We start from the raw sequence: 24,272 nt of genomic DNA on the forward strand, positions 1-24,272 counted from the left end.
TCCGAGAAAAAGATTTAATTTTGAAACACCAAATTATATGTTTAACCAAAAAGTTGCATTAGTAACTTGAATCCAGCACTTTATAAATTTGATTCCTAAGACACTTAAACAAATAAGCCTTAACATTACTAACTTCGGCTGCAGAATTCTTATATTTTAAAATATTTAAAAAAGTATCGTGAATACAATCTTCAACCTCTGACTCGTTTAAAAAACGTTTACCAAAATTGTACAACATTTGATAATGAAAACTATAAATAGTTTGAAATGCACTGGAATCTCCCTTAATAAATAAAGCCCATAATTTACTATGAGCTTTGTTACTTGATTCATTATGAGAATTTAAAGATTTTTCCATTAACTATTTAGAACGTTTTTTTATCAGTTTAATCTATCAAAGATACAATTCATTAGCTCAAAACACTGATTTCTGTAAGTAAAACATGGCTTTGGTTTCATATTATATTCATCTAACAAAAAAACTGACTATAATTAAATAATTCTCATAATTAAAGAAATGAATTATCAAAATGCTTAAATATTGCTATTGGAAATATATATATTTATACTGGTGAATAAAAAGACCATTATAGAATTGCTTTATATAAATAAATATACCAATTAAAAAAAGAGCTAAATGAATAAATAAACTACTATAATAACGATAGAATCAATTCAAATTTATACAAAATGAGCCCGACACAATATCGAGCTCATTATTATCAAAATCACTTATAAATTTGTCCAAACCTACGGGTTCAGTCTCATAAAACATGATTCGCTTTTACATTTCACAGTCTATTTTTGATGTATTATTTATTGGACAACCATCCTTGCGGATTCGTGTAAGTCGTGTTTTGTAACAATAGAAATTTGATTACCGTTTTACCCGTATCTCCGTTTGTTCTCACTCTTCCTAGACTTTGTTTAATACTTACTTTATCTCCTTTACTCACAGACACCGAACTTAAGTTTTGATAGATGGTGAAATAATCCCCGTGCTGTATCATCACTGCTTTATTTACCGGTGACAGCACCATAACACTAGCTACTTCTCCACCAAAAACCGCTCTGGCCGTAGCACCTTCATTCGTAGTGATTTCGACTCCACTATTATGAATTACTAAGGTATTATATATTGGGTGTGCTTGATCTCCATATCCTAATGATATAAATCCTTTCTCTACCGGCCAAGGAAGGCTTCCTCTGTTTGCTTTAAAACTATCTGCAATCAATTTGTCTTCTGGCGTAAGCTCAATTCTGGAAGAAGATACTGGTGCCTTAGCAACTGCAGCAGCAACCTCTTTTGGCGTCGCATTTGGTTTTTCTGCTAATGCTTTTGCTCTTGCTTTCTCTAATGCCGCTTTTCTATTTGCTTCAGCAATCGCTTCTCTAATCAAGCGGTCAATTTGTTTATCAATTGTTTTAGACTCGCGCTGTTTTTTTCGAATGTCAGATACGATTCTATTTTTATCTTTCTTAATCGAATTCACCAGTTTTTCCTGCTCCTCTTTTTCTTTTACAAGCGTCTCTTTTTCTTTCTTGTTTTCGACTAGCAGTTTTTGTTTGGCTACTTTTTGAATTTTTAATTTATCGTTATAATTAACCAGTTGGGTTGACTTGGTTTTTATTTCTTCTCCTTGATTTTTTCTAAAGCTGGTGTATTGTTTTAAATACTGCGCTCTTTTATAAGCCTGTAAAAAGTTTTCAGCAGATAAGATAAACATCGCCCTACTTTGCTCTGAACGGCTTTTATAAGATTTTACGATCATCTTAGCATAATCTTCTTTGAGAACCAAAAGCTCTTTGTTGAGTTTGTTGATTTTCATCTGATTAATGTACATGTCATTGGCCAAAAGCTTAGTTTGCTTTTCGGTAGTATTGATCAAGGTTTCTTTTAGTCTGATCTTGTTTTTTTGGATCAAAAACACATTCATCGCCGATTTTTCCTTTGATTTAACGTTTTGCAACATCTTCTCATTTTCTCTAATCTCCTTTTGGATTTCGGCTTTTCGTTTTTCTAACTTTTCTTGTTGCGAAGACTGACTCCACATCATAGAAGTCATGCACATAAACAGTAGGCTAAGGAGAAATTTTGGCATCGTAAAAATATATTTTTGCAAATTTACTTAATTATAATTTTATTGTAACCATTTGGAACACTATATGGAAAAGAAAGTTCCTCATTAAACGTAATATTATTGTAATCTAAATCAATTACTGATTTCCCTTTGGGCTGAAACGTATTAATTACCACACTACCCGGCAACATTGCTTCTTTGTATTCCTTGATGTCTGCATAAGCAACCTGAATCATTCTGCCTTCAGCTGTTTGTGTGATTTCTTGTTTTTGCACACTAAAATTTGCTGCGTTGATATAGAATGTTTTTTTTGTATTGCCATTTGCTAAGTCATCTAATCGATACAACTGATCGAATAACGATTCTTTGTACTTTCCTTTCGACAAATCATCCAAGGCTTCCCCTAACAACATGTTTTGAATTTTATTAAAATCTAAATCAGTTCCTAGCCATTGGCTCAAAGCGCTAAAATCACCTTCAAAATAAGTACCTTTTATTTTTTCATAATAACTCACTGATGTTGGTGTAATGCTTGCTTTTGCCATTGTAATTCCAAGAAAACGAATGCTCACTAGAATCTGCTCGTCTTTCTTAATTCTAATTTCGGCGGTAACATTCTGTGACTGTCTATCATCAGAATATTTAGCATTAGCCTTAATATATAATGTAGAAAAATCACTTTTATTGTTGTAGTGATTCGCTATTATTTTACTCGATTTTAAATAGGTAACCGGAACGGTTGCTTCTGTCACAATCGCTTTCGACTTGCACGAAAATAATAGGACAACTGCCAGTAATGCTAAAAATTTATTCATTTTATTTTTATTTTTTTAATAATTGATTGGCTTTGGAAAAATAGAATTCTTTTTTCTTCACATCTCCTAATCCATTGTAAGCTTCACCAAGTTGTATGTTGAAGTTTATTTCTAATGCGTTGTCGTCTATCAGGTAATCCAATCCCATCTCCAACACTTCTTTTGCTTTTTTAAATTGAGCCAATTGATTGTATGCTAAACCAGAATAGTAATAAAACTGTGGCTGTGCAGGAAAGACATCTACCATATCCATGGCTTTTTTTGCTACTTTAGAAAAGGCCTTAGTTTCTGTGTACGCTTGAAGCAAAAGTAAATTTGTTTCAATATCAGTCTCCGTGCTTTTAGCATTCGCTTTTTCGTAATATCCACTGGCTTTATCCCACTGTTTCTTATTTTGATAAAACTTCCCTATTTCCTTAGACACATTCACTTCTGGATCATTATCAAAATAGCCAATCGCTTTTTCTAAATCAGGAGCAAATTGCGGATTTGCATTTACATAAAGCAAGAATTCATTCAGAATCCGATGTTTAATTTTTGAATCTATTTTGGCACTAGCCAAAGCAATATTCATTGCATTTACAGCTTTTTCTCCTTCATTATTCTCTAAATGGTACTTGAATAAACTCACTTGTGCCCATTCAGATGTTGGTATTGCTGTTTCCAATTTTCGTGCCGTTTCCAACACTTTATCCGTTTCATTGTTTTTAGAGTACAGATAAATCAGCGAAATGTAATTGGATTCCTCTTTGGGGTACTTGCTAATTTGATCAATTAAATTGGTGATTTCAGTATTCTGATATTTCCCCTGAGATAAAATTTGCATTTTGTACGACTCTCGACGATCTGACTTTCCAGACGATTCATTGAGTTCATTGATCAAATCTAATGCTTTATCAAATTGACTAGTGCTCATGTAAAGCGAGGTTAGATCTTCTTTAAATTTAGCATCAAAAGGGATGAGTTTGTTAATCGTTTTTATGGCGTTGACATAGTCTTTCGTCTGATAATCGACATCATACATTCCTACCCAAAACCATTTGTTTGTAGGATCGATTTGCGTGGCATGTTCAAAGGAACTATAGGCATTTTTATAGTCTTTTAAGGCTAAGTAATTTTTCCCTAATTCAAAATGAATGGTAGCATTCTGAGGTTCGATTTTTAAACATTGCTCCAAAGCCAGAATTGCCTTGTCGTAGTTTTCGATCCCTTTTTGCTTTAAGGACTCATAAAAATAATCCTGGAATTTGTCACTATTTGACTTTATTCCTTCTGGTTCCGTTTGTGCCAATAGCAATGCCGAATTGCTTAGCAAAACAAAAAATAGAATCCATAAAGCCGATTTTTTCATTGACTTATTTAATAAACTACCTCGGGACAGAGCCCACAAGGTATTAGTGAAATAGTAGCCACCGATTTTAAAAAAAATAATCCGTCACTCAAGACCAAAGGTCGAACAGACAAACTAATCTGTGGCAAAAATCGAAGCATCCCTTCTAGGAAACAAATAAAGGTAGTACAACGAAATAGCATTTTTGCGTTCCGGTTAGAAAACGGGAACGCAAAAAATAATTATTATTCTAATACCGAATAATCCCCAATGCTTATACTGGTAAAATCACCATCAAAACGAACATGATTTCCAATCATCGCATTGTCTAACTTAGCATTACTGATGTGTGCATGTGTTTGAATTAAACTGTTTGTAATCACACTTCCTGTAACGTGACTTCCCTTTCCTAAAGAAACATTAGGTCCTACAGTTGAGTTTATTAAAAACACATCTTCTCCGATATAACAAGGTGGAATAATTGTTGAGTTGTCTATTCTAACATTTACAGCCACTAATGCTGCCTCTTCTTTCTGTAAAAAGCCTAACATTCTGGAATTGGTTTCTACAGTTACATTTTTATTTCCGCAGTCCATCCACTCGTCTACATTACCCGTTTTAAAGACTTTTCCTTTGGCCATCATTGCTTTAATCCCATCATTAATTTGGTACTCTCCACCATTTTGAATGTTGTTGTCTAAAACATTTTGAAGTTCCTCTTTTAAAACCCCTACCTCTTTAAAGTAATAGATACCAATAACGGCTAAATCGCTTACAAATTCTTGTGGTTTTTCAACTAGTTCGACAATTTCATTCGCCTCATTTAGTTTTACCACACCATAGGCTTCTGGTTGATCTACTTGTTTTACCCAAATAACAGCGTCTGCTTCAGGATCAAGATCAAAATCAGCTCTGATAAGTGTATCTGCATAAGCAATTACTGCTGGTCCAGAAAGTGATTCTTTGGCACACATAATAGCATGACCTGTTCCTAACGGCTCAAGTTGACGATAAATAGAGGCTTTAGCACCTAAGCTTTCTGCCAATTCTTCTAAACTTTTTACAAGATCATCTCCAAAGAAAGCTGGATCTCCTAATATGAAAGCAACTTCGTCAATAGGTTCGTCCAGGATTTTAGCGATGTCTTCCACTAATCGGTGTACGATTGGTTTTCCAGCAATAGGAATCAATGGTTTTGGAATAGTTAAAGTATGAGGGCGAAGGCGAGAACCACGTCCTGCCATTGGTACTATTATTTTCATTTTTTGTTTTTATTTAAACGCAAAGTTCGCAAAGAATTTTCGCAAAGTTCGCTAAGTTTATTGTTGCTTTTTTTTTGACCACAAAGATCGCAAGGTTTTACGCAAAGATTGCTATGCTCTGTATATTTCAAATAGCAACTCGATTAAGCGCTGACTGAAAACAGAACACTGAGAACTACTTCACTCCCGTACTTCCGAATCCGCCTTCTCCACGAGAGGTTTCAGATAACTCCTGAACTTCAATCCAGTCTGCGCGTTCGTGTTTAGCGATAATTAGTTGTGCAATACGTTCTCCGTTTTGGATTACAAAAGCTTCATTGGATAAATTTACTAAAATCACACCAATTTCACCACGATAATCGGCGTCAACTGTTCCGGGGCTATTTAATACTGTAATTCCGTTTTTGAAAGCTAGTCCGCTTCTTGGTCGTACTTGTGCTTCGTAGCCTATCGGTAATTCGATAAAAAGACCCGTTTTAATCACTGCGCGTCCTAAAGCTTGCAAGGTTACAGCTTCTGTGAGGTTTGCTCTTAAATCCATTCCTGCCGAGGCTATAGTCTCATAATTAGGCAAGGCATGTTGTGATCTATTGATAATGTTTATTTTCATTTTTTTTGTTTTAATTCAATAATAGGATTTGACTTGTTCTGCTATTCAAAGATACTAGCCCTGATAGTAGCGGCATCCTTTTCCTGACTTTTTAGGAAAGAAAAGATATAGCGAATAGCAGGAAATAGCTCCTAATTATTTTTATTTTTTTATAATTTTCATCAATGTTTCTTTTTCGTTATGATATATGAAATAAAGAAACACGATTAGTAAACCCACACCAACATAATAATTCTCCCTGAAACCGTAAAAGGATACCGCTGAAAAAGCTATGGATAGTGAGAGATACCCTCCTATTTTTTTTAAGTCGTAAGGAATGGGATAATATTTGTTTCCCAGGTAATAGGAAATAATCATCATACTTCCATAAGCTGCAATTGTTGCTATTGCGGAACCGTAATAACTCATTGTAGGAATCAGTAAAAAGTTGAGCACTAAAGTAATTATGGCACCTACTATGGAAATATAAGCTCCGATGTACGTCTTGTCAATTAACTTGTACCAAACGGAAAGGTTAGTGTAAATTCCCAAAAAGAAATTAGCCAGAATAATCAACGGCACTACTTTCATCGCTTCCCAATAAGAGCTATCGCGAATCATTAATAATTTAAAAAGATCCGCAAAAACGATTACCGACAGTAATATAAAAGATCCGAAGATGACAAAATATTTAGTCACCATTGCATAAGTGTGTGGCGCATTTTTATCAGACGAATGGCTAAAAAAGAAGGGTTCTATTCCTAAAGTATAAGCAGTTCTATACAAAACCATGAACAGTCCTAATTTATAACAGGCAGAATAAACTCCTACCTCTGATTCAGCAATATTAGCTGGTAACAAATTTGCCAAAAGAATCTTATCGAACTGTTCATTAATGGCAAAGGCAATTCCCGCCACCATAATAGGCATTCCATACCGCATCATTCGTTTCCACAAATCAGCATCGAACTTCCAATTCAAGTACACATAATCTGGAGATAACACGACAAAGGTTAGTAGACTCGCTATAATATTTGCTAAAAATATATACCCTATTTGAAAATTATCTACATAAATAGAACGCAAAAAACCATGGGGATTTGCTTCAATTAACATGGGAATATACAGTAAAAAAACTACGCTCAGAATCAGGTTAACCAATACATTTCCAATTTTTATTGCCGCATAAACCATGGGTTTCTGATTGACTCTTAATTTTGAAAATGGGATAATAACTAAGGCATCTAATGCCAAAATCCAAATCGTATAGCCTATATACTGGGAATCGATTCCGGACCAGGTTGCTAAAGAACTCCTAAATAAGAGGGCAATAAATAAAAATATTATGGTACTCCAAAAAATAGAAACCATAGACGTTTCTACCACTGATTTTTTATTAGATTCCTTGTTATAAAATCTAAAAAAAGCAGTCTCCATGCCATAGGCTAGAATAACATTAAAAAATATCATCCAGGCAAAAATAACAGATACTTTACCGTACTCCGCTTTTGGAAGCAAATCGGTATAAAGCGGAACTAACAAAAAACTGAACATTCTCGGTAAAACTGTAGCGAGTCCGTATATGGCTGTCTGTTTAAAAAGTTTTTTATATAATCCCAAAATGGTACGTCTTATTAATATTTAGAGCACAAAAATAACTATTTCTTTGGTTTAATCCCTGATGGATTAGGAATCATTGGTCTTTCTTTTATTGCCTTGATCTTATAAAAAAAAGTTTTATCATTTTTACTATATTCCAATACCGCCTCGGTTGATTGTAATTCAAATTTGGGTTGGGTTATACTGGGTGCTTTATTTCCGTATTCTTTGAGTGGGTCGCTGTCTAAAACCAAATCATAACTGGCTGGAAACTGGTTGAAATGCGCCTTAAAAGTATATTTGTCTTCTTTTTCTAGTTTCGCTTCTTGATTTTTGAAATAGACCTTATCTAAAATAATTCCTTCTTGCAAAGGTATATTGAACTCAATATAAAAATCGATTCCATTTGGGACTTGACCTTCTACGCTATTCGTTTTTTGGTAATACGCCGCTACTATTTCTTGTGGAAATTTCATTTGATTATCCTGTTTAGAGGCACAAAAAGAAAGGCTACAAGAAATCAACACTAACAACGCTATTTTTATAGTAGAACCCATTGTAAAATGATTTAAGATAACCCTTCTCTATCGAGAATTTTAACGAAGTGAAAGCCTTTTGGACCATAGCCCTGATTGTAATAAAAACGATGCGCCGTGAAGTTTCCTGTAAAAGCATCGAGAACGATCATGGTGCAGCCTTCTTCCTTAGCTTTTACATCAATGTAATCTGTCATCATTTTGCCTAGTCCTTTAGAACGATGCTCTGGATGAACGATAAAATTATCAATCTCAATGTATTTACCCGACCATAATTTTGTTCCGGTCCAAAAACCAGTTACAGCAACACTAATGTCGTTTTCAATAACTACAAGCTGCTTGTAGTTATGAGGAACCATTTCTTTGAGATAGGATTCATATTTTTCTAACGTAAAGGCTGGATAAAGAAACCGCATCAATTCAAAATTGTTAAGCATTTCGGCTACGGTGGTAAGTTCTTGTGTTTTCAATGGAGAATGGTTTATAAAACTATAAAAATAGTGAAAAAATAAAGTGGTTAATAAACCCGACAATTAAAGTTGTCATAAATATTTAATGACACTATGAGGAAAAGCAATGTACTTCTAAATTAAGAATCTTAATTTGTCCTAGTCTCATGAGTAAGATTCGCTGTAATTAATTTATTTTCAGTAGCATGCTATAATCAACCTTTACAAATGCTAAACTATTTATGAAAACAGCACGAACAAAAATTGCAAATTAGCTTTTGACTACACCAATAATTGTTAAGTTTATAAAGCTTAGTTTCGATATCATCTGAGAATAGAATATTGTCTGTAACCCTCTCTTTGTATTTGTTGTCAGCTTTCATTTGCGAAGCGACTCCAGACACAGTTTTAAAAAAAAACTGTTGCATAAAAAAAGCCTCGCGATAGCGAAGCTTTTGTATATTATTATGAACAAATACTATCCATTCAACGCTTCTGCTCCACCAACGATTTCAAGGATCTCGTTAGTAATTGAAGCTTGACGTGCTTTATTGTAAGTCAATTTCAATTGATTTCTCAACTCAGTTGCATTATCAGTTGCTTTATGCATAGCAGTCATACGAGCACCATGTTCTGAAGCAAATGAATCTCTAATTCCTTTGTATAATTGTGTTTTCAATGATTTTGGAATCAAAGTCAAAACAATTTCTTCCTTAGATGGTTCAAAAATATAATCACTAGTTGAAACCGTCAAATCAGATTTTATTGGTGCCAGCGGTAAAAACTGTTCAACTTGAACGATTTGAGTAGCTGCATTTTTAAATTGATTGTAAATCAATTCAATTTTATCATATTCTCCACAAAGGAACTTCTCAGTTAACGTGTCTGCTATTAAAGCTACATTATCAAAAGTTAAGTCATCAAAAACTGCACTTTGATTGTCAATTACAGTATTAGTTTTAACCAAAACATCATTTCCTTTTTTACCTACTGCAAAAATATCTACTTGTTTTCCTGCATAAAATCCAGAACGGGTTTTAGCTGCCTTAATTACATTCGAATTAAATGCACCACATAAACCTCTATTTGAAGTAATAGCAACAACCAATACCTTTTTAATTTCACGTTGTGTAGTAAACTCTGCACCTGTTCCACCTTCTAGTGTAGAGGAAAGATTTTGTAATAATTCCGTTAATTTTTCGGCATAAGGGCGCATGGCTGTAATTGCATCTTGTGCTTTCTTTAGCTTTGCTGCAGAAACCATTTTCATCGCGGATGTGATTTGCATCGTAGATGAAACGGAAGTAATTCTATTACGGATTTCCTTTAAATTTGCCATTTATTTTTTTCTATTATGAATTATAAATTTTGAATTTTAAATTACAAAAAGACTGGCTTTTCATAATCTAAAATTCAAAACTTAAAATAACTTCTAGTTATATTTTGCTGAAATTTCTTTTGCTACAGTTTGGATTACATCTGTAATTTCATCTGTAAGTTTCCCTGCTTTCAAAGCATCTAGAGTTGCTCTGTGTTTATTGTTAAGGAATTCCAAGAAATCTTTCTCAAATTCTTTTACTTTATTCACAGGAACATTTCTCAATAGGTTTTTTGAACCAGCGTATATAATCGCAACTTGATCTTCTACTGTATAAGGATCATTCAAACCTTGTTTCAAGATCTCAACGTTTCTTCTACCTTTTTCAATTACGTTTAAAGTAACTGCATCTAAGTCAGAACCAAATTTAGCAAACGCTTCCAATTCACGGAATTGTGCTTGATCTAGTTTCAAAGTACCTGCTACTTTTTTCATTGATTTAATTTGTGCATTTCCTCCAACACGAGATACCGAGATACCTACGTTGATCGCTGGACGCACCCCAGAGTTAAACAAATCTCCATCAAGGAAAATTTGACCATCTGTAATCGAAATTACATTTGTTGGGATATATGCAGAAACGTCACCAGCTTGAGTTTCGATAATTGGTAGCGCCGTTAATGAACCACCACCTTTTACGATTGGTTTCAATGAATCTGGTAAGTCATTCATGTTTTTAGCAATTCCATCATCAGCAATTACTTTACAAGCACGCTCTAATAAACGACTGTGTAAGTAAAATACATCTCCAGGATATGCTTCACGTCCCGGTGGTCTTCTTAATAAAAGAGAAACCTCACGGTAAGCAACAGCTTGTTTAGATAAATCATCATAAACAATTAAAGCTGGACGACCAGAATCTCTAAAATATTCTCCAATTGCAGCACCTGCGAAAGGAGCATATACTTGCATCGGAGCAGGATCAGAAGCATTAGCAGCAACAATAATGGTATAAGCCATTGCTCCTTTTTCTTCTAACATTTTTGCAATTCCTGCTACAGTTGACGCTTTTTGTCCAATTGCAACATATATACAAAATACAGGTTTTCCTGCATCGTAAAATTCTTTTTGATTTAAGATAGTATCGATACAAACAGTTGATTTACCTGTTTGACGGTCACCAATAACTAGCTCACGTTGTCCACGACCAACTGGGATCATAGCATCTACTGCTTTAATTCCTGTTTGTAATGGTTCAGTTACTGGTTGACGGAAGATAACTCCTGGAGCTTTTCTTTCCAAAGGCATTTCGTATAAATCTCCACCAATTGGTCCTTTACCATCAATTGGAAAACCAAGAGTGTTAACTACACGTCCTACCATTTGCTCTCCAACTTTAAGAGAAGCAATACGTTGCGTTCTTTTTGCAATAGAACCTTCTTTGATTCCTGTTGATGGTCCTAAAAGTACCACCCCAACATTGTCTTCTTCAAGATTCAATACAATAGCTTCTAAACCATTGTCAAATTCTACTAACTCACCGTATTGAACATTCGAAAGCCCGTAAATACGAGCAATACCATCTCCAACTTGAAGTACTGTTCCTACTTCCTCTAGCGTAGCGCCAGATTCAAAACCTTCTACTTGCTTTCTTAATATTGCTGAAATTTCAGCAGGTTTGATTTCCGCCATCTTAATTTATAATTTAGACACTTAAATGTGCAATAAAACTAGTTACTTAATTCTCTTTTTAATACTTGTAATCTGTTGGCTACCGAAGCATTGTACTGCTGGTCACCTATTCTTAAAATAAACCCACCAATGATTGAAGGATCTACGTTACTTTCTATCGTAATTTTTTTATCTGATAAGCTTGCTATCTTAGCTAATACTTTAGCTTCTAAAGCCGCATCCATAGGAACCGCAGTAGTGACTTTAGCTATTTGAACACCATTCATGATATCAAATAACTTTCTATATTCTAACGCTATTGTTTCTAAAATTTCGAATCTTTTGTTTTCGAATAACAAATGAAACAAACTTTTAGTTACGCTATTAGTACTTGCAAAAACTTCCATTAAGGCATTTTCCTTAACCTCCACTTTTAAAGTAGGGTTTTGGATAAAAGTGCTCAATTCTAGGTTCCCACCTATAGTTGAAGCGATAGAATTCATATCATCACTTACTGCTTCAGCCACTCCCTTAGATTGTGCTATCTCCAGAATTGCTTTTGCATAACGAATTGCTGCTCTTGTATTTGCCATAATCTTAGTTTAACTTTACGTCACCTAACATCTTCTCAACTAATTTAGTTTGAGCTTCTTTATTAGATAATTCGTCTTTCAATAATTTTTCTGCGATATTCAATGACAAAGTAGAAACTTGTAGTTTCAATTCAGCCATAGCTGCATTTTTCTCACCTTCAATTGCTGCTTTTGCTTGCTCAATCATTTTTAGTCCTTGAACTTGAGCTTCACTTTTTGCGTCAGCAAGCATTTTCTCTTTAATTTCACGAGCATCTTTAAGCATGTTGTCACGCTCTAATCTTGCTTCTTGCAAAATACGTTGGTTATCTGCTTGTAAGTTTTGCATTTCTTTTCTTGCGTTCTCAGCAGAAAGCAAAGCATTTTTTATACCATCTTCTCTTTCATTAACTGCATCAAGAATAGGTTTCCAGGCGAATTTTTTAAGTAAAAATATTAATCCTAAAAATATTAAAACTTGCCAAACGAACAACCCTAATTCAAACTGATTTATTAATTTTTCCATATCAATGTATCTCTAAAAATATTTAATTTTTTTTAATAAAACAGCAGTCACAACCAACCGTTGCGACTACTGTTTTTTTAAGTTTTAATTAAGCTGCGAATAACGCTGCGAAACCAATACCTTCAATAAGTGCAGCTGCAATAAGCATAGCTGTTTGGATTTTTCCAGATGCTTCTGGTTGACGAGCGATAGCGTCCATTGCTGAACCACCAATTCTACCAATACCTAAAGCTGCTCCGATTACGATTAATCCTGCACCAATAAAATTCAAACCTTCCATAATATATATAATTAAAAATTAAACATTCAATTTATTAGTGCGCCTCCTCATGGTGGTGCTCTTCTACTGCTGAACCAAAATACAGCGCTGATAACAATGTGAAAATATAAGCTTGTAAGAATGCTACCAAAATCTCTAGGATAGAAAGTGCAAATGACAAACCAAATGATAAACTACTTCCTAACCAGCTTTTGAAAATAAACATTAAACCAATAATACTCATCAAAACGATATGTCCTGCAAAGATATTTGCATACAAACGAATCATTAATGAAAAAGGCTTAATTATAACTCCTAATAACTCAATAGGCGCTAATACGATACGCATTATCTTTGGTACCCCTGGCATCCAGAAAATGTGACCCCAATAGTTTCTATTAGCCGTAAGGTTAGTAATTAAAAATGTCATGATTGCTAATGCAAATGTAATCGTTAAATTACCAGTAACATTTATACCGAAAGGCATCAATCCAAAAATATTCAAGAACAATACAAAGAAAAATATAGTCAATAAATAACTCATGTATCTCTTGTAGTGTTTTTCTCCAATGTTAGGAATAGCTATTTCATCACGAATAAAAAGAACCACTGGTTCAAATATTCTTCCCCCTCCAGAAGCAATTCCGCCATTTTTAGAATAAGTCCTTGCCAAACCGGCAAATAGGAACACCATTAGAAAAGAAGCTATGAATATAGATAAAACTGTTTTTGTGATTGAGAAATCAATAGGACGCTCATTTACAGGAAAACCTGTTTTTTCGTCTTCTGTTATTTTTCCTGAAGCATCCGTTTTGTATATTTTTCCATCATGATGATTAATCGCGTAGAAATTACCGTTAGATTCGGCAACTGCTTCTCCGTGTTCAAATTTTGAAGATGAAAAGAAATGTATACCATTATCCCAAAGAATTACCGGTAAAGAGAAACCATAATGTTTTCCTTCTACCTCATCAGAGAAAAAAGTAAAGTCATGAGAGTCTAAAACGTGATGACCAATGAATGCTTTAATTTTAGATTTTACATCTGTAGGTTCAGCATGAGCTCCTTCATGGCTTAGTTCTGTTGTTTCGTGTGCAACTTCAGTGTGAACTTTTACAGAATCCACTTCAGGATTTGCAAAACTCATTAAAGGAAGACACGCTACTAAAGTCGCCATTATAAATCTAAGTGGTCTGTTTGAAATCACCATAACTGTTAAATATCTTAATTTTTTACGTTTCTGAAATTTGGTGCAAATGTACATTTTTTATTATTCTTCGAAAGAATATATAAAATTATTTTTTTCAATCCTTCCTATTTTTGCTAATCTATTGCTTTTCGTTTAATATTCGTATGGTTAAAACGGTCTCTATTAACAAAAAAAGAATAAACATCCCAAAAAAATTAATTTTCTCTATTGAATTATCATATGCTGTAACGTGCAAGATAGGTTTTAATATCAAATAACAAAATACCATTTTAATACTTGTTCCTAAAAGAAAAGACATACCTACGTTATCAAAGCTTTTTTCTTTCACTTTTAGCAAAACAATGAATATCAGAGTGGACATACCAAAAAATAATAAATAGAGCACTTCAATCGAATACTGAAATGGCGCAACATTAATTTTTAAAACGTAGAAAATGAATTTATGTAACAAATAAGCCACTATGGCTAGGAGGGTTAAATTTAGTAGAGGCTTTTGATTTTTTAAATTCATGTTGTGTTTATTTGGTCTTCAAGACACAAAGACTCGAGACTTAATTTACTTTTGTTGTTTAAAATTTTATTGAGATTTATTGATTTCGTTCACTTGTCTTATCACGTTGTATAAAGCGAGAGCGACACCAACCATGACAAGGATTTTATTGCAATATACTTTAGGATTAGGGTAATTTTCATCAAGCCAGTTACCTCCATAAGCAAACAAAAAAATGATAACCCCCATTTGAATAGGAATATTAATTAAAGCTAACCATTTGCTAGCTTGTTTTTTGTTGGGTTTCTTTTCCATCGGTTAATAAGAAATTTTCTTCATTAATCTTCATTATGCAGGATGCGCTAAAATCAGCCCCCGGTTCCACAGATAACTTTCCTACGGTCACTTCACCGTTGATACTAGCTTTAGATTTTACGTTCAGGATTTCAGCAACACGAATAGTCCCTTCAAATTTTCCTTCGATATCTGCATTTTTACAGTTAATATCACCCGTTACGCTTCCAGCAGGGCCTATTACTAATTTTCCGGTAGACTGAAAGTTTCCTATCAATTCTCCGTCAAGCCTAAAATCAGCCTGAGAAACGATATCTCCTTTTATAATTGTTCCTTCTACTATTCTATTCGTTTTTCCTAAAAGCTCCGTATAGGGCTTTGCTTTTCTATTAAACATTTTTAGTCTTTTTTTAACCCTAAATAAATATCTAGATTTTTTTTAATTTGGATTACTTTATAATTTTCATTCGTAAGAATAACCGCTGGTATTGCTATTTTAAAATCCTTATTTTCTCTTAGAATGGAACTAATATTTCTGGCATATGCTTCTGAATTTATACCGTAAATTACTATAAAATTTTCTGTATCGCTATACCCGTCTAATGAATAATTTAAATCCTGAAAGTTTGCTGCGGTCATGAATTTTTTAATCTTTTCTTCCATCGATTTTGTATCTTTTTCATCTGATACCGGCACTTTGTAGAGTACTTTCCAGTTTTTAGTATCTGTCGTTGTAAAATCTAATTGTTCTAAAAAAGGAATTTGGCTCTTCACAATTTCCTGCGCTTTTTTACCCTCTTCCGTATTTGGATAATTATCTGCCACAAACTGTAATGCGTTTTTATAAGCTACTAATCCTTTCAATTTCCCAATAGCATTCGCTTTCAAAAACTCGAATTTTGATACGATTTCATCACCAGAAAACTGACTGATTAAATCCTCCGTTTTTTCTAAAACAGATATAAACTGTCCCTCTTCATATTGTTTATATAAGGCATCATAAACTCCTTCGGGGGTGTCTTTCAAATTAGTTCCCGCTGGATTTGTATTGTTTATTATTTGAGCATAACGAGAGTCTGGAAACTGGGAATTAATCCTATCTTTCATTGCTTCCGCTTTACTGCTATTTGTTATTTGGTATATCTTGTATAGATTATACATTGTAGGAAGAATCAATTTTTCTTCTGGACTATTTTGCAATAACTGCTCTAGCTTGTTCGCCGCTAGTTCATATTCTTTGAATTTTTCCTTATAAATCACTCCAAGTTGGTAATAGGCTGTATTGCGCTCTTTCCCTATGCTATCAATTGTAGATTTCGTACTTGGAAGTTGTTTTAAATAAAAATCAGTAGTGTACTCTTCGACTATGACTATATTATTTTCTTCCTCTCTCAACTTATCACCCGTCTGTGCTGGATTACTATTCAACGTGTCTTTTGAAACCACATTCGCTTTAGCTGTTGACGAAAGTCTCCAATTGCCAACTGAACTTCTATTCCCCCATATTTTTTTGAATTCCACTTTCCCAAAAGAAACAGTCGTAGGATTGTAAAAATAGAAAACACTTGTAGTTGCATTAGATAATCCCATAGAAGGTGGTGCAAACGGTGATAAAGGATCTACATTCCCTCCGTTTTTAACAGAAACTGCAGGATCAGCAGCCATTGAATTATTATTTTTTTCTCTGTTTTCTTGCTTCTCTTTCAATTTTTCTTCTGCAATTCTTCTAGCTTCGTCCTTCTTTTTTAAGGTATCAATATAATTTTCGAAATAAGAAATTCTGCCACCTTCCGACATGGAAACAACATGTAAAATACTATCATTTCTTGTTGCAACCGATTCGTACAAAATTACTTCGTCTAAGTCTTTTCTAATTTTTTGAATGTGAACAAACTCTCTTGTCTTAAGATCAAGATTCACTAAGGTACTGTCGTAATATTTTGCTGCCATAGGATATGCAGCATTTCTAAAATACATATTCCCTATATTTCTATAATTTGACGCTACTAAATACTGGTCAGCAGTTGATTTTTTTAATGAAGTATTATAAAAATCTAATGCTTTCTTTTGATTGTCCTGTTTGTCATAAAAAACACCCATCTGATAATTTAATACATCTAGGAATGGTCTGTTTTCTCTGTCGGCAATTAATTTTCTATAGTTTTTCAAAAAGGCGGTAGTGTCCCCGTTTTGATAATCAAACAACTGTGCTCTTCTGGCTTGCGCTTGAATAACGTATTTTCTTTCTGACTTGCGATTCATACCTATCACCGCTTCGTAGTTGTAGATCGCACTGTCTTTTTTACCTAACTCTTCGTAAAGTTGCCCGAGTATAAATCGATATCTTGCTTTTTCTTTGTTTTGTTTGGTGAATTTCTCAGCTACTTTCAATTTAATCAAAGCCGAATCCTTTTCTTCTAAGTTCAAATACGCTTCAGATAGAAGAGCATTTACATTAGCGATAACCTGATTTTTAAGTTTGTGTTCCTTTAACAGATATGTCATATTATTGACAACCAAAGCGTCGTTACCCAAGCGCATATTGGTTTTTCCGCGCCAAATCTTTGCTTCATAAATCCTGCTACTATTGGGGTATTTGTATAGAATATAATTGAAGGCGTCTAATGCAGGAATAAATCTTTGATCGTAGTATCTGGCTTTACCCAAAAGTAAATAAGCTTCGTCAATTTGGAAGTTTCTTTCTCTTCCGTCGATGTTCATGGAATGCTTCTGAATGGCTTTAGTAGCCTTAGTTTCGGCCAATTCAAAATCAGCATTTTTCGGTTTTTCTTGTGTAGTAACTTCATCCGTTATTTGCATTCTTTCGATAGGCAAACGTTTCCAGAAATTATCTTTGCTATTAGCTTCTATCGCTAGAATACCTTTATCTAAGCCAATTCCTCCATTGTACAAAATATTATATTTAGTACTCAGTGCATGAGAATTTCGAGATAAAAAACTGTTGTTCCTCGTAGAACAGGCTACCAAAAAGCACAAAAAGCCTACTGGGATTGAATATTTAAATATATTGGTTTTCAAATGGTACCGTTTTTATCATTAAACTTTTTAAAAAGCTTTTTAGTATAATGACTGGTAAAAATACGTTTCTTTTTGAAATATGGAAGTTTAAACCGCGAAAAACATCTCTAGCTCCTGCAGCGTTTCAGTAGAGGTTTGAATATCTTTTACAATTTCTCCTTTATTTAAAGCTACTATTCGATCACAAACCTCTACGGTGTGTTGTAAATCATGGCTTGAAACTAAAATTGTGATCTCAGGATTTTCAGCAAGTTCCTTAATTACTTTTTTCAAACGATTAACGGTCGTAGGGTCTAAATTAGCAAAAGGTTCGTCAAGAATAACTACTTCCGGATTGCCTATCAAAGTCGCAATTATACCTACTTTTTTTTGGTTTCCTTTAGATAAGTCACGCAAGTACTTTTTGTTTTTCAGAATTTCACCATTAAAAAATTCTTCATATTTATCTAATAAAGCATCAATATCAGCCTTATTTTGACCGCGTAAATCACCAATAAAATAGAAATATTCTTCCGGTGTCAGATAGCCTATCAAGAAGCTTTCGTCAATAAATGCAGCAGTAAAAGGTTTCCAGTCTTCACTAGCGTTTACTAAAATACCATTGTTTACTATATTCCCAGTTGACGGTTGGATTAAATCCAAAAGCAAACTAAAAAAGGTTGTCTTTCCGGCACCGTTATTTCCCACAAGACCCAAACTTTGTCCTTTTGGGATTTCAAGGTTTTCGATATTTAAAACTGTAGTTCCGTTATATTTTTTTGAAAGCTGATTTACCTGTATCATTATTGTTTTATGTATTGTGATGACTCTGGAGTTATCATTACTAATTTTCTTGTTGTTTGAAACCGTTTATCGTAGCGTATTTCCTTTTAGTATAGCCTGCTGCTATTTTATTTAAAAAATAATTTCTCAGTACTAATCCAATAATCCCAATTATAGCAATTGCAATTATAGCAGCCTCAGCATTTACCAGTTTATAAATACCATAAAAAATCAAGGTGGGAATCAACATTAAAGGCAATCCTACAATCCATTGTGTCGCTCCTGTCCCCTGGTAATTCATGAACGGACTTTTCTCTAAATCAATTCTTTTTTTATTATACGAACCTGCAAATAATAAAATGGGGATATTGATCCCTAAATTATAAGTAGCACAGGCTAAATTTATGGCCAAAATTTTCCAACCAAAATAAAGATAAGGCGTACTTAAAATCGCCAAAATCACTACAGAAACAGACATTAATCCTGCCTTTGAAGCTAAATATTGTTTCATAGGGATGTTTTGTGACATCATCATTCCGTAATAATTACTGTCCCACGAAGGAACGAATTGCCCGTAATTCAACATGAATACTCCAGTCATTAAAATTCCAACCAATACAAAAAATGGAGAAATACCTTTGTAACTAGGATTTGTGTAAATCATTAAACCGTAGGCCAAGAAAATTAAAGAAATCCAAATTGTGGTTTTTGGTCTTTTGTTTCTCCAAATCATTTTAAGATCTAATTGCAAGAAGGGTGCAATCTCGCCAAAACGCTTCGTCCAACTTAAGTCAGATGTTTTTGCCTCCTCCACTTTTGACTGTAACGAACTATCCAAATAGAAATTACTTTTTAGATACTTGAAATTTAGAAAGTACAAACCCCCTAAAATCAAAATGGGGACTAAAACCAAAATGGGTTGCAGCACCAAATTATCAAGAACAACTCCTGAAAGCGTCGTTATTTTAAAAACTCCAAAATAATCTAAACCAAAAAACAGCAACCCTAAAGCTACAAAAGGAAGAAATGCTTTGATATTCTCGGCAAATTTCTTCTTAATTAAAAAGTTGGCATAGTTAACAATTAACGCTAAAAGATACATCCCAAACATCCATACAATCATAGTAACTGGATCGTAATTTCCTTCGATAATGTTGAAAATCCCAAAAGGAATAATCACTAATAGCGGAAAGATGTTATAAATTGAAGTCAGACTCTTCAATAACACAAAATGGATTACCGCTTCTTTCTTAATGGGCAATACTAATAATGGTTTGATATTCATTACCGGTAGACTTTGCATAAAAAAACGGAAAACAAGTTCTATAGCCAACCAAAAAAATACAAAACTATTCACAATAGCCAATGGTTTTTGACCTGGAAAAGTTTTTTCTAACAGTGGGTATAAAGAAACACCTAATACTAAAAAAACAAGTAAAAAATAAACCACTAAAAAACCCATCAGAATTTTAAGCCCGATACTTTTCCCCACACTTGCTGAGCGGAAGAAAGATTTCAATTCTAAATCTATAAAATGTTTGAACATAGTTTAATGGTTTAGTTTTATTGTAAGTATTTAAAAGTAAGAAAATGTTACAGTCTTTCTAATTTATATTCTGGATAAGTGGCCAATAAGTAATCTTCTGCCTTAGATGGAATAACTTTAAAGATGATGAAAATTACTATAGCCAGAAGGGCAAAAAAGAAACTTAAGCCAAGAATCCAATAGTCGTTTCCAATATACTTTTCACTATGGTAAAAAATACGAGAAAACAGGTTAATTGGAAAACTAATCAGTACTAAAAAACCCCCATATTGATTTATGATTTCTTCAAACAACCATCTTTTCTGTCCCGATTGCAGTTTTTGTTTTTGCTTTTTTTTGCTTTTGAAAATTTCATAAACTGAAAACACTATCAAAATAATAAAAAGCCCCATATAAATCCATTCGCTATAATGGCTTATTTTGAGAATGCTAAATAATACCAGCGTCGTTAAAATTGTCAACACAATCTTAGGGACTCCAAAAAAATCTTTGAAATGTTGCCAAACCAAACGATTGTATTTTTTGCTTAAAACAGCTTGACGTTTTTCGACCACATCCATAAAACCAAAAACACCAAATTTCTTGAATTCTACATTTAGGGCTTGGTCAAAAGTAAGATTAGGATTCTCTTCCCATTGTGCTTCTATCGCATTCGCCAAATGATCCACTAGTTCTGATTGTAAGTCATACCATTCCACATAATGTTGGCGAGTAAAAGTAAACAGCTGGTCTATTTGAGCGGCGGTTAGTTTCATGATTTGTGAATGTTTAGTTTTTTTTCGAATTGAATATGGTTACTCACCAATTGAAAACTTAATAAAAGATGGAATACCATTAAAGATTCAAAAATAACGAGCATTACTTGATTATTAATAGTTGTAGGCGTAGTAAAAAAAATAATTGGATATATGTAAAATAGGTACAACATTACTCTTGTTTTAAAAAGGTGGTTAAATGACGTATTTAATTTTGATTTCCAGATTCTTATGGTACTGAAAGTCAATAATAAATATCCCACAACATATAGAAATCGAACTCCTTTTTGAAATTGAGACGTCAGAAACTGCGGATTATAATATTCTTTAAGAACTAAAAAAGTAACTAAGACAGTTGTACTTATTAAAAACCCGGTAGATAATTGTTTTTTTATTAGAGCAAGCTTTTTATCTAAAATCATTTTTGGGTAGCTATTACTAATTCCTGTAAAAAATGAATTCGAAGGTTTTAATTGTGGCTCCCATCTTTTAAAAACCATTTGTACGTTTTCTTCAAATGAAAGACTATTTCCTTCTGTTAAAACCTCAATTTCTGTAGCAATATGGTCTACTAATTCGAGTTTGATATCGTCATAAACAACTCCGTTTAAAACTAAAGTTTCTTCTATCGTTGTAATTTGTTGGTTGGTTAGTTTCATAGCAAATTAGGTGAGTTGGTATTGTCTTTTTACGTTCTCGATTGTCCTCTTTTGAAGATGAATTCCTGTAATTAAAAATAAGGTTCCCACTACCCATAAACAGCAGAAAGCTAATATTAAAATTGGATGCGATTGAACCGACTCCTTAAAAGAATTTAATAGATACATTACCCAGTACAGCAATCCGAAAATTCCTGTGAAAGTACCATGACTAATATTCAACTCTAAAAAACGTTTCCCTTTAATTTTTCTATTTGTATAAAAAGAATAGAGCGCTGGAATAAAAAGTACTGCTAATAAACCGAATAAATTTTTAACAAACTTTACTGGTTCATCAAAATAAAAAGATGCCTTAAAAGCTAAAAAGGCTAACAGAATACCTAAAATAATTTTTGGGAATTTAAAATAGTCCGCAATCATTTTTAATTGTGCTCTTTTAAACTCTTTTCTTAGTATTTTGGTTCGCTCCTCTTCAATTAATTTAAACCCGTTCCTGCCAAATTTATCTTCAGCATAGTATTTTACCTGATGAAAAGTCAATTCAGGATCTTTTTTCCAGAACTCTTCCATACTTATAACCATATGATCTGTCAATTCTACTTGCAGTTCATACCATTTAATATCATGAGAGACTATATAATCAAAAACATAATCTATTTGTTCGGTGGTTAGTTTCATAGCAAGTTAGGTTAATTGGTATTGTTTTTTTACATTCTCGATTGTTTTCTTTTGAAGATGAATTGCCGTAATTGAAAATAAGATTCCTAATACCCAAATACAACAAAAGAACAATACTAACCATTGATGTTGTAGCAATTCTTCTTTCAATTGAGTAGTAATACTCATACCCAGAGACGGAAAAGAAAATACCAAAAGAGTAGGGTTTAAAGTTTCTAAAGTTAAAAAATATTTGCCTTCAATTTCTTTGCTTTTCCGCCAATAATGCACGTATAGTAAACCAACAATTGCTAAAGGACAGAATAATACCGCTAAATATTTCTGAGGACTAACGAAATAAGCTGAAAAAGTATATGCGAGATATACTAATAGAATGCTTCCAAAAATCTTAGGGAATTTCAAATATTCAGTTATCATTTTCCATTGTACTTTCCGGTATTCTTTCTGCAAAATACGTTTTCTTTGCTTTTCAATCGATTTAAAACTGGAATCTCCTACAAATATATTTTCAGCATATTGTTTGACCTGATGAAAAGCCAATTCCGGATTTTTTTCCCAAAAACCCTCCATACTAGTTACCATGTGATCGGTTAGTTCTACTTGCAATTCATACCATTTAATGTCCTTCGAAATGATATAATTTTCAACATATTCTATTTGTTCGGTGCTTAGTTTCATATCATATTTATTTTATTTTCAAATTTTATATGTTTGAAAGCTATGTTTAAATAGAACCATGAGATAAATAATAAAGTGATTGGAAAAAAAGTGCTCATAAAATGAAAATCAAAAAAAGCGGTGTTCCCTTTAAATCGAAATATACCCGTAGCAATCAATACTAGATTTATAACTTGTAAAAAGCCATTTTGATTGAATAAATAACTATATGTAGATTCTTGATTGGATTGCCATAGCCTAAATTTAGCATAGATCAGCAACACAATTCCTAAAAGGCCCATTGCCCTCAGTAATGTATTCAATACCACAAGCACTTCCTGATTTGCATTGCTTTTAAAGATTAGGGTAATAACTACTGCCGTTCCTAATCCTAAACAAAAAGACGTCAAGAAAACATGCTGAATCATTTTAATGGATTTTTGAATCACAATCTTAGGAATTGATTTGTTATTTCTAATCCAGAAAGAGCTGCTTGGTGTCAGTTCGTTTTTCCATTTTGCAAAAACTTTTTTTAAGTTTTCTTCAAATGAAAACTGACTTTCGTCTATTATATATTCAATTTCTGTAGCAATATGATCTAGTAGTTCCAGTTTGATATCGTCATAGACAACTCCGTTTAAAACTAAAGTTTGCTCTATTGTGGTTATTTGTTGGTTGGTTAGTTTCATATTCAAAAATTAAAATTCTAAATTCGGTTTTGGATTCACTAAGCTCTGCATGGTTCTGATAAAGTCTTCCAGTTCTGCGAGACGGTTAACGGTTTCTTTAGTACCCGCTTCCGTCAGCTTATAGTATTTCCGCATTCGGTTATCTACTTTTTCAATTTCCACATCCAGTATGCCTTCGGCTTCCAGTTTATGTAAGGCAGGATATAAAGCACCTTCAGTGATATTGAGTTCTCCTTGGGTAATGGCTTTTACTTTTTGGGTGATTTCATAGCCATACATCTTGCTGTTTTCTTCTAGTAATTTCATGATGATGGTATTTAAACTTCCTTTATACAACTGTGAATTTTTCATTTTTTTGTCATTTCGAGGCACGAAGCAATCTCATTTTGAAAAACAAATATACATAAGAATCTTATACATAACACTTTTAGGCATGTAAAATTTCAAAGACTTTGATTTAAGAAAGCTATACAGTTTAGTATATTT

Annotated in this window: 28 protein-coding genes; 1 reads left to right on the forward strand and 27 read right to left on the reverse strand. The window is 33.3% G+C overall.

The features are described 5' to 3' along the window. Positions 1-58: 58 nt before the first annotated feature. Entirely contained in the window at positions 59-358 is a 300-nt protein-coding gene (locus QO182_RS13875) for an RNA polymerase sigma factor (protein WP_371562232.1), read from the reverse strand. Positions 359-645: 287 nt separating this feature from the next. Here QO182_RS13875 and QO182_RS13880 point away from each other — a divergent pair, with 287 nt between their 5' ends. Further along, positions 646-738, forward strand: coding sequence for an IS3 family transposase (locus QO182_RS13880; protein ID WP_371562293.1), 93 nt, complete (start codon positions 646-648; stop codon positions 736-738). 74 nt (positions 739-812) lie between these two features. On the opposite strand, the gene QO182_RS13885 is transcribed toward QO182_RS13880, so the two are convergent. The 26 genes from QO182_RS13885 to QO182_RS14010 form a co-directional block, all read right to left on the reverse strand. After that, a complete protein-coding gene (locus tag QO182_RS13885) occupies positions 813-2,102 on the reverse strand; it encodes a murein hydrolase activator EnvC (protein ID WP_371537849.1) in 1,290 nt (429 codons plus the stop codon). 23 nt (positions 2,103-2,125) lie between these two features. After that, complete coding sequence (locus QO182_RS13890) at positions 2,126-2,896, reverse strand: DUF4292 domain-containing protein (protein WP_371537851.1); 771 nt, start codon at positions 2,894-2,896, stop codon at positions 2,126-2,128. Positions 2,897-2,903: 7 nt separating this feature from the next. Continuing rightward, positions 2,904-4,247, reverse strand: a complete 1,344-nt coding sequence (locus QO182_RS13895) for a tetratricopeptide repeat protein (protein WP_371562233.1) — start codon at positions 4,245-4,247, stop codon at positions 2,904-2,906. Positions 4,248-4,471: 224 nt separating this feature from the next. Further along, positions 4,472-5,488, reverse strand: a complete 1,017-nt coding sequence (locus QO182_RS13900; RefSeq protein WP_371562235.1) for a sugar phosphate nucleotidyltransferase — start codon at positions 5,486-5,488, stop codon at positions 4,472-4,474. A gap of 175 nt (positions 5,489-5,663) precedes the next feature. Further along, entirely contained in the window at positions 5,664-6,098 is a 435-nt protein-coding gene (gene dut / locus QO182_RS13905) for a dUTP diphosphatase (protein ID WP_371562237.1), read from the reverse strand. Between the two features lie 141 nt (positions 6,099-6,239). Beyond that, positions 6,240-7,697, reverse strand: coding sequence for a lipopolysaccharide biosynthesis protein (locus tag QO182_RS13910; RefSeq protein ID WP_371562239.1), 1,458 nt, complete (start codon positions 7,695-7,697; stop codon positions 6,240-6,242). A gap of 38 nt (positions 7,698-7,735) precedes the next feature. Next, on the reverse strand, positions 7,736-8,233 hold the full coding sequence (locus QO182_RS13915; RefSeq protein ID WP_371562241.1) for a hypothetical protein: 498 nt from the start codon (positions 8,231-8,233) through the stop codon (positions 7,736-7,738). 11 nt (positions 8,234-8,244) lie between these two features. Next, on the reverse strand, positions 8,245-8,649 hold the full coding sequence (locus QO182_RS13920; RefSeq protein ID WP_371562295.1) for a GNAT family N-acetyltransferase: 405 nt from the start codon (positions 8,647-8,649) through the stop codon (positions 8,245-8,247). Between the two features lie 490 nt (positions 8,650-9,139). Next, on the reverse strand, positions 9,140-10,000 hold the full coding sequence (gene atpG / locus QO182_RS13925; protein WP_371562242.1) for an ATP synthase F1 subunit gamma: 861 nt from the start codon (positions 9,998-10,000) through the stop codon (positions 9,140-9,142). A gap of 93 nt (positions 10,001-10,093) precedes the next feature. Then, positions 10,094-11,671, reverse strand: coding sequence for a F0F1 ATP synthase subunit alpha (gene atpA / locus QO182_RS13930; protein ID WP_371537869.1), 1,578 nt, complete (start codon positions 11,669-11,671; stop codon positions 10,094-10,096). A gap of 38 nt (positions 11,672-11,709) precedes the next feature. Continuing rightward, a complete protein-coding gene (gene atpH, locus QO182_RS13935; RefSeq protein ID WP_371537872.1) occupies positions 11,710-12,243 on the reverse strand; it encodes an ATP synthase F1 subunit delta in 534 nt (177 codons plus the stop codon). A gap of 4 nt (positions 12,244-12,247) precedes the next feature. Further along, the gene (locus QO182_RS13940) at positions 12,248-12,748 is read right to left on the reverse strand and encodes a F0F1 ATP synthase subunit B (RefSeq protein WP_371537873.1); all 501 of its coding nucleotides are present in this window, start codon (positions 12,746-12,748) and stop codon (positions 12,248-12,250) included. A gap of 88 nt (positions 12,749-12,836) precedes the next feature. Continuing rightward, complete coding sequence (atpE, locus tag QO182_RS13945; RefSeq protein ID WP_371537875.1) at positions 12,837-13,028, reverse strand: ATP synthase F0 subunit C; 192 nt, start codon at positions 13,026-13,028, stop codon at positions 12,837-12,839. 34 nt (positions 13,029-13,062) lie between these two features. Then, a complete protein-coding gene (gene atpB / locus QO182_RS13950) occupies positions 13,063-14,217 on the reverse strand; it encodes a F0F1 ATP synthase subunit A (RefSeq protein ID WP_371538252.1) in 1,155 nt (384 codons plus the stop codon). 118 nt (positions 14,218-14,335) lie between these two features. Then, positions 14,336-14,728, reverse strand: a complete 393-nt coding sequence (locus QO182_RS13955; protein WP_371537878.1) for a DUF6168 family protein — start codon at positions 14,726-14,728, stop codon at positions 14,336-14,338. Positions 14,729-14,794: 66 nt separating this feature from the next. After that, positions 14,795-15,022 (reverse strand): AtpZ/AtpI family protein, encoded by a 228-nt coding sequence (locus tag QO182_RS13960; RefSeq protein WP_371562245.1) that lies wholly within the window; start codon positions 15,020-15,022, stop codon positions 14,795-14,797. After that, positions 14,991-15,398, reverse strand: a complete 408-nt coding sequence (locus QO182_RS13965; RefSeq protein ID WP_371537883.1) for a polymer-forming cytoskeletal protein — start codon at positions 15,396-15,398, stop codon at positions 14,991-14,993. The genes QO182_RS13960 and QO182_RS13965 overlap by 32 nt, the downstream gene beginning before the upstream one ends. 2 nt (positions 15,399-15,400) lie before the next feature. Beyond that, entirely contained in the window at positions 15,401-18,040 is a 2,640-nt protein-coding gene (locus tag QO182_RS13970; RefSeq protein WP_371537886.1) for a tetratricopeptide repeat protein, read from the reverse strand. 87 nt (positions 18,041-18,127) lie between these two features. Next, the gene (locus QO182_RS13975; protein WP_371537888.1) at positions 18,128-18,823 is read right to left on the reverse strand and encodes an ABC transporter ATP-binding protein; all 696 of its coding nucleotides are present in this window, start codon (positions 18,821-18,823) and stop codon (positions 18,128-18,130) included. Positions 18,824-18,863: 40 nt separating this feature from the next. Further along, positions 18,864-20,348 (reverse strand): DUF5687 family protein, encoded by a 1,485-nt coding sequence (locus QO182_RS13980; RefSeq protein ID WP_371537891.1) that lies wholly within the window; start codon positions 20,346-20,348, stop codon positions 18,864-18,866. A gap of 47 nt (positions 20,349-20,395) precedes the next feature. Then, positions 20,396-21,103 (reverse strand): hypothetical protein, encoded by a 708-nt coding sequence (locus QO182_RS13985; protein WP_371537893.1) that lies wholly within the window; start codon positions 21,101-21,103, stop codon positions 20,396-20,398. Next, positions 21,100-21,762 (reverse strand): hypothetical protein, encoded by a 663-nt coding sequence (locus QO182_RS13990; RefSeq protein ID WP_371537896.1) that lies wholly within the window; start codon positions 21,760-21,762, stop codon positions 21,100-21,102. Before QO182_RS13990 ends, QO182_RS13985 begins: the two co-directional genes overlap by 4 nt. 6 nt (positions 21,763-21,768) lie before the next feature. Continuing rightward, positions 21,769-22,440, reverse strand: a complete 672-nt coding sequence (locus QO182_RS13995) for a YrzE family protein (RefSeq protein ID WP_371537898.1) — start codon at positions 22,438-22,440, stop codon at positions 21,769-21,771. Between the two features lie 6 nt (positions 22,441-22,446). Next, complete coding sequence (locus QO182_RS14000; RefSeq protein WP_371562247.1) at positions 22,447-23,118, reverse strand: hypothetical protein; 672 nt, start codon at positions 23,116-23,118, stop codon at positions 22,447-22,449. Beyond that, positions 23,115-23,786, reverse strand: a complete 672-nt coding sequence (locus QO182_RS14005; protein ID WP_371537903.1) for a hypothetical protein — start codon at positions 23,784-23,786, stop codon at positions 23,115-23,117. Before QO182_RS14005 ends, QO182_RS14000 begins: the two co-directional genes overlap by 4 nt. A gap of 9 nt (positions 23,787-23,795) precedes the next feature. After that, positions 23,796-24,137, reverse strand: coding sequence for a PadR family transcriptional regulator (locus tag QO182_RS14010; protein ID WP_371537907.1), 342 nt, complete (start codon positions 24,135-24,137; stop codon positions 23,796-23,798). Positions 24,138-24,272 lie beyond the last annotated feature (135 nt).

Source organism: Flavobacterium sp. Arc2 (genome assembly GCF_041431385.1).
Classification (GTDB): domain Bacteria; phylum Bacteroidota; class Bacteroidia; order Flavobacteriales; family Flavobacteriaceae; genus Flavobacterium.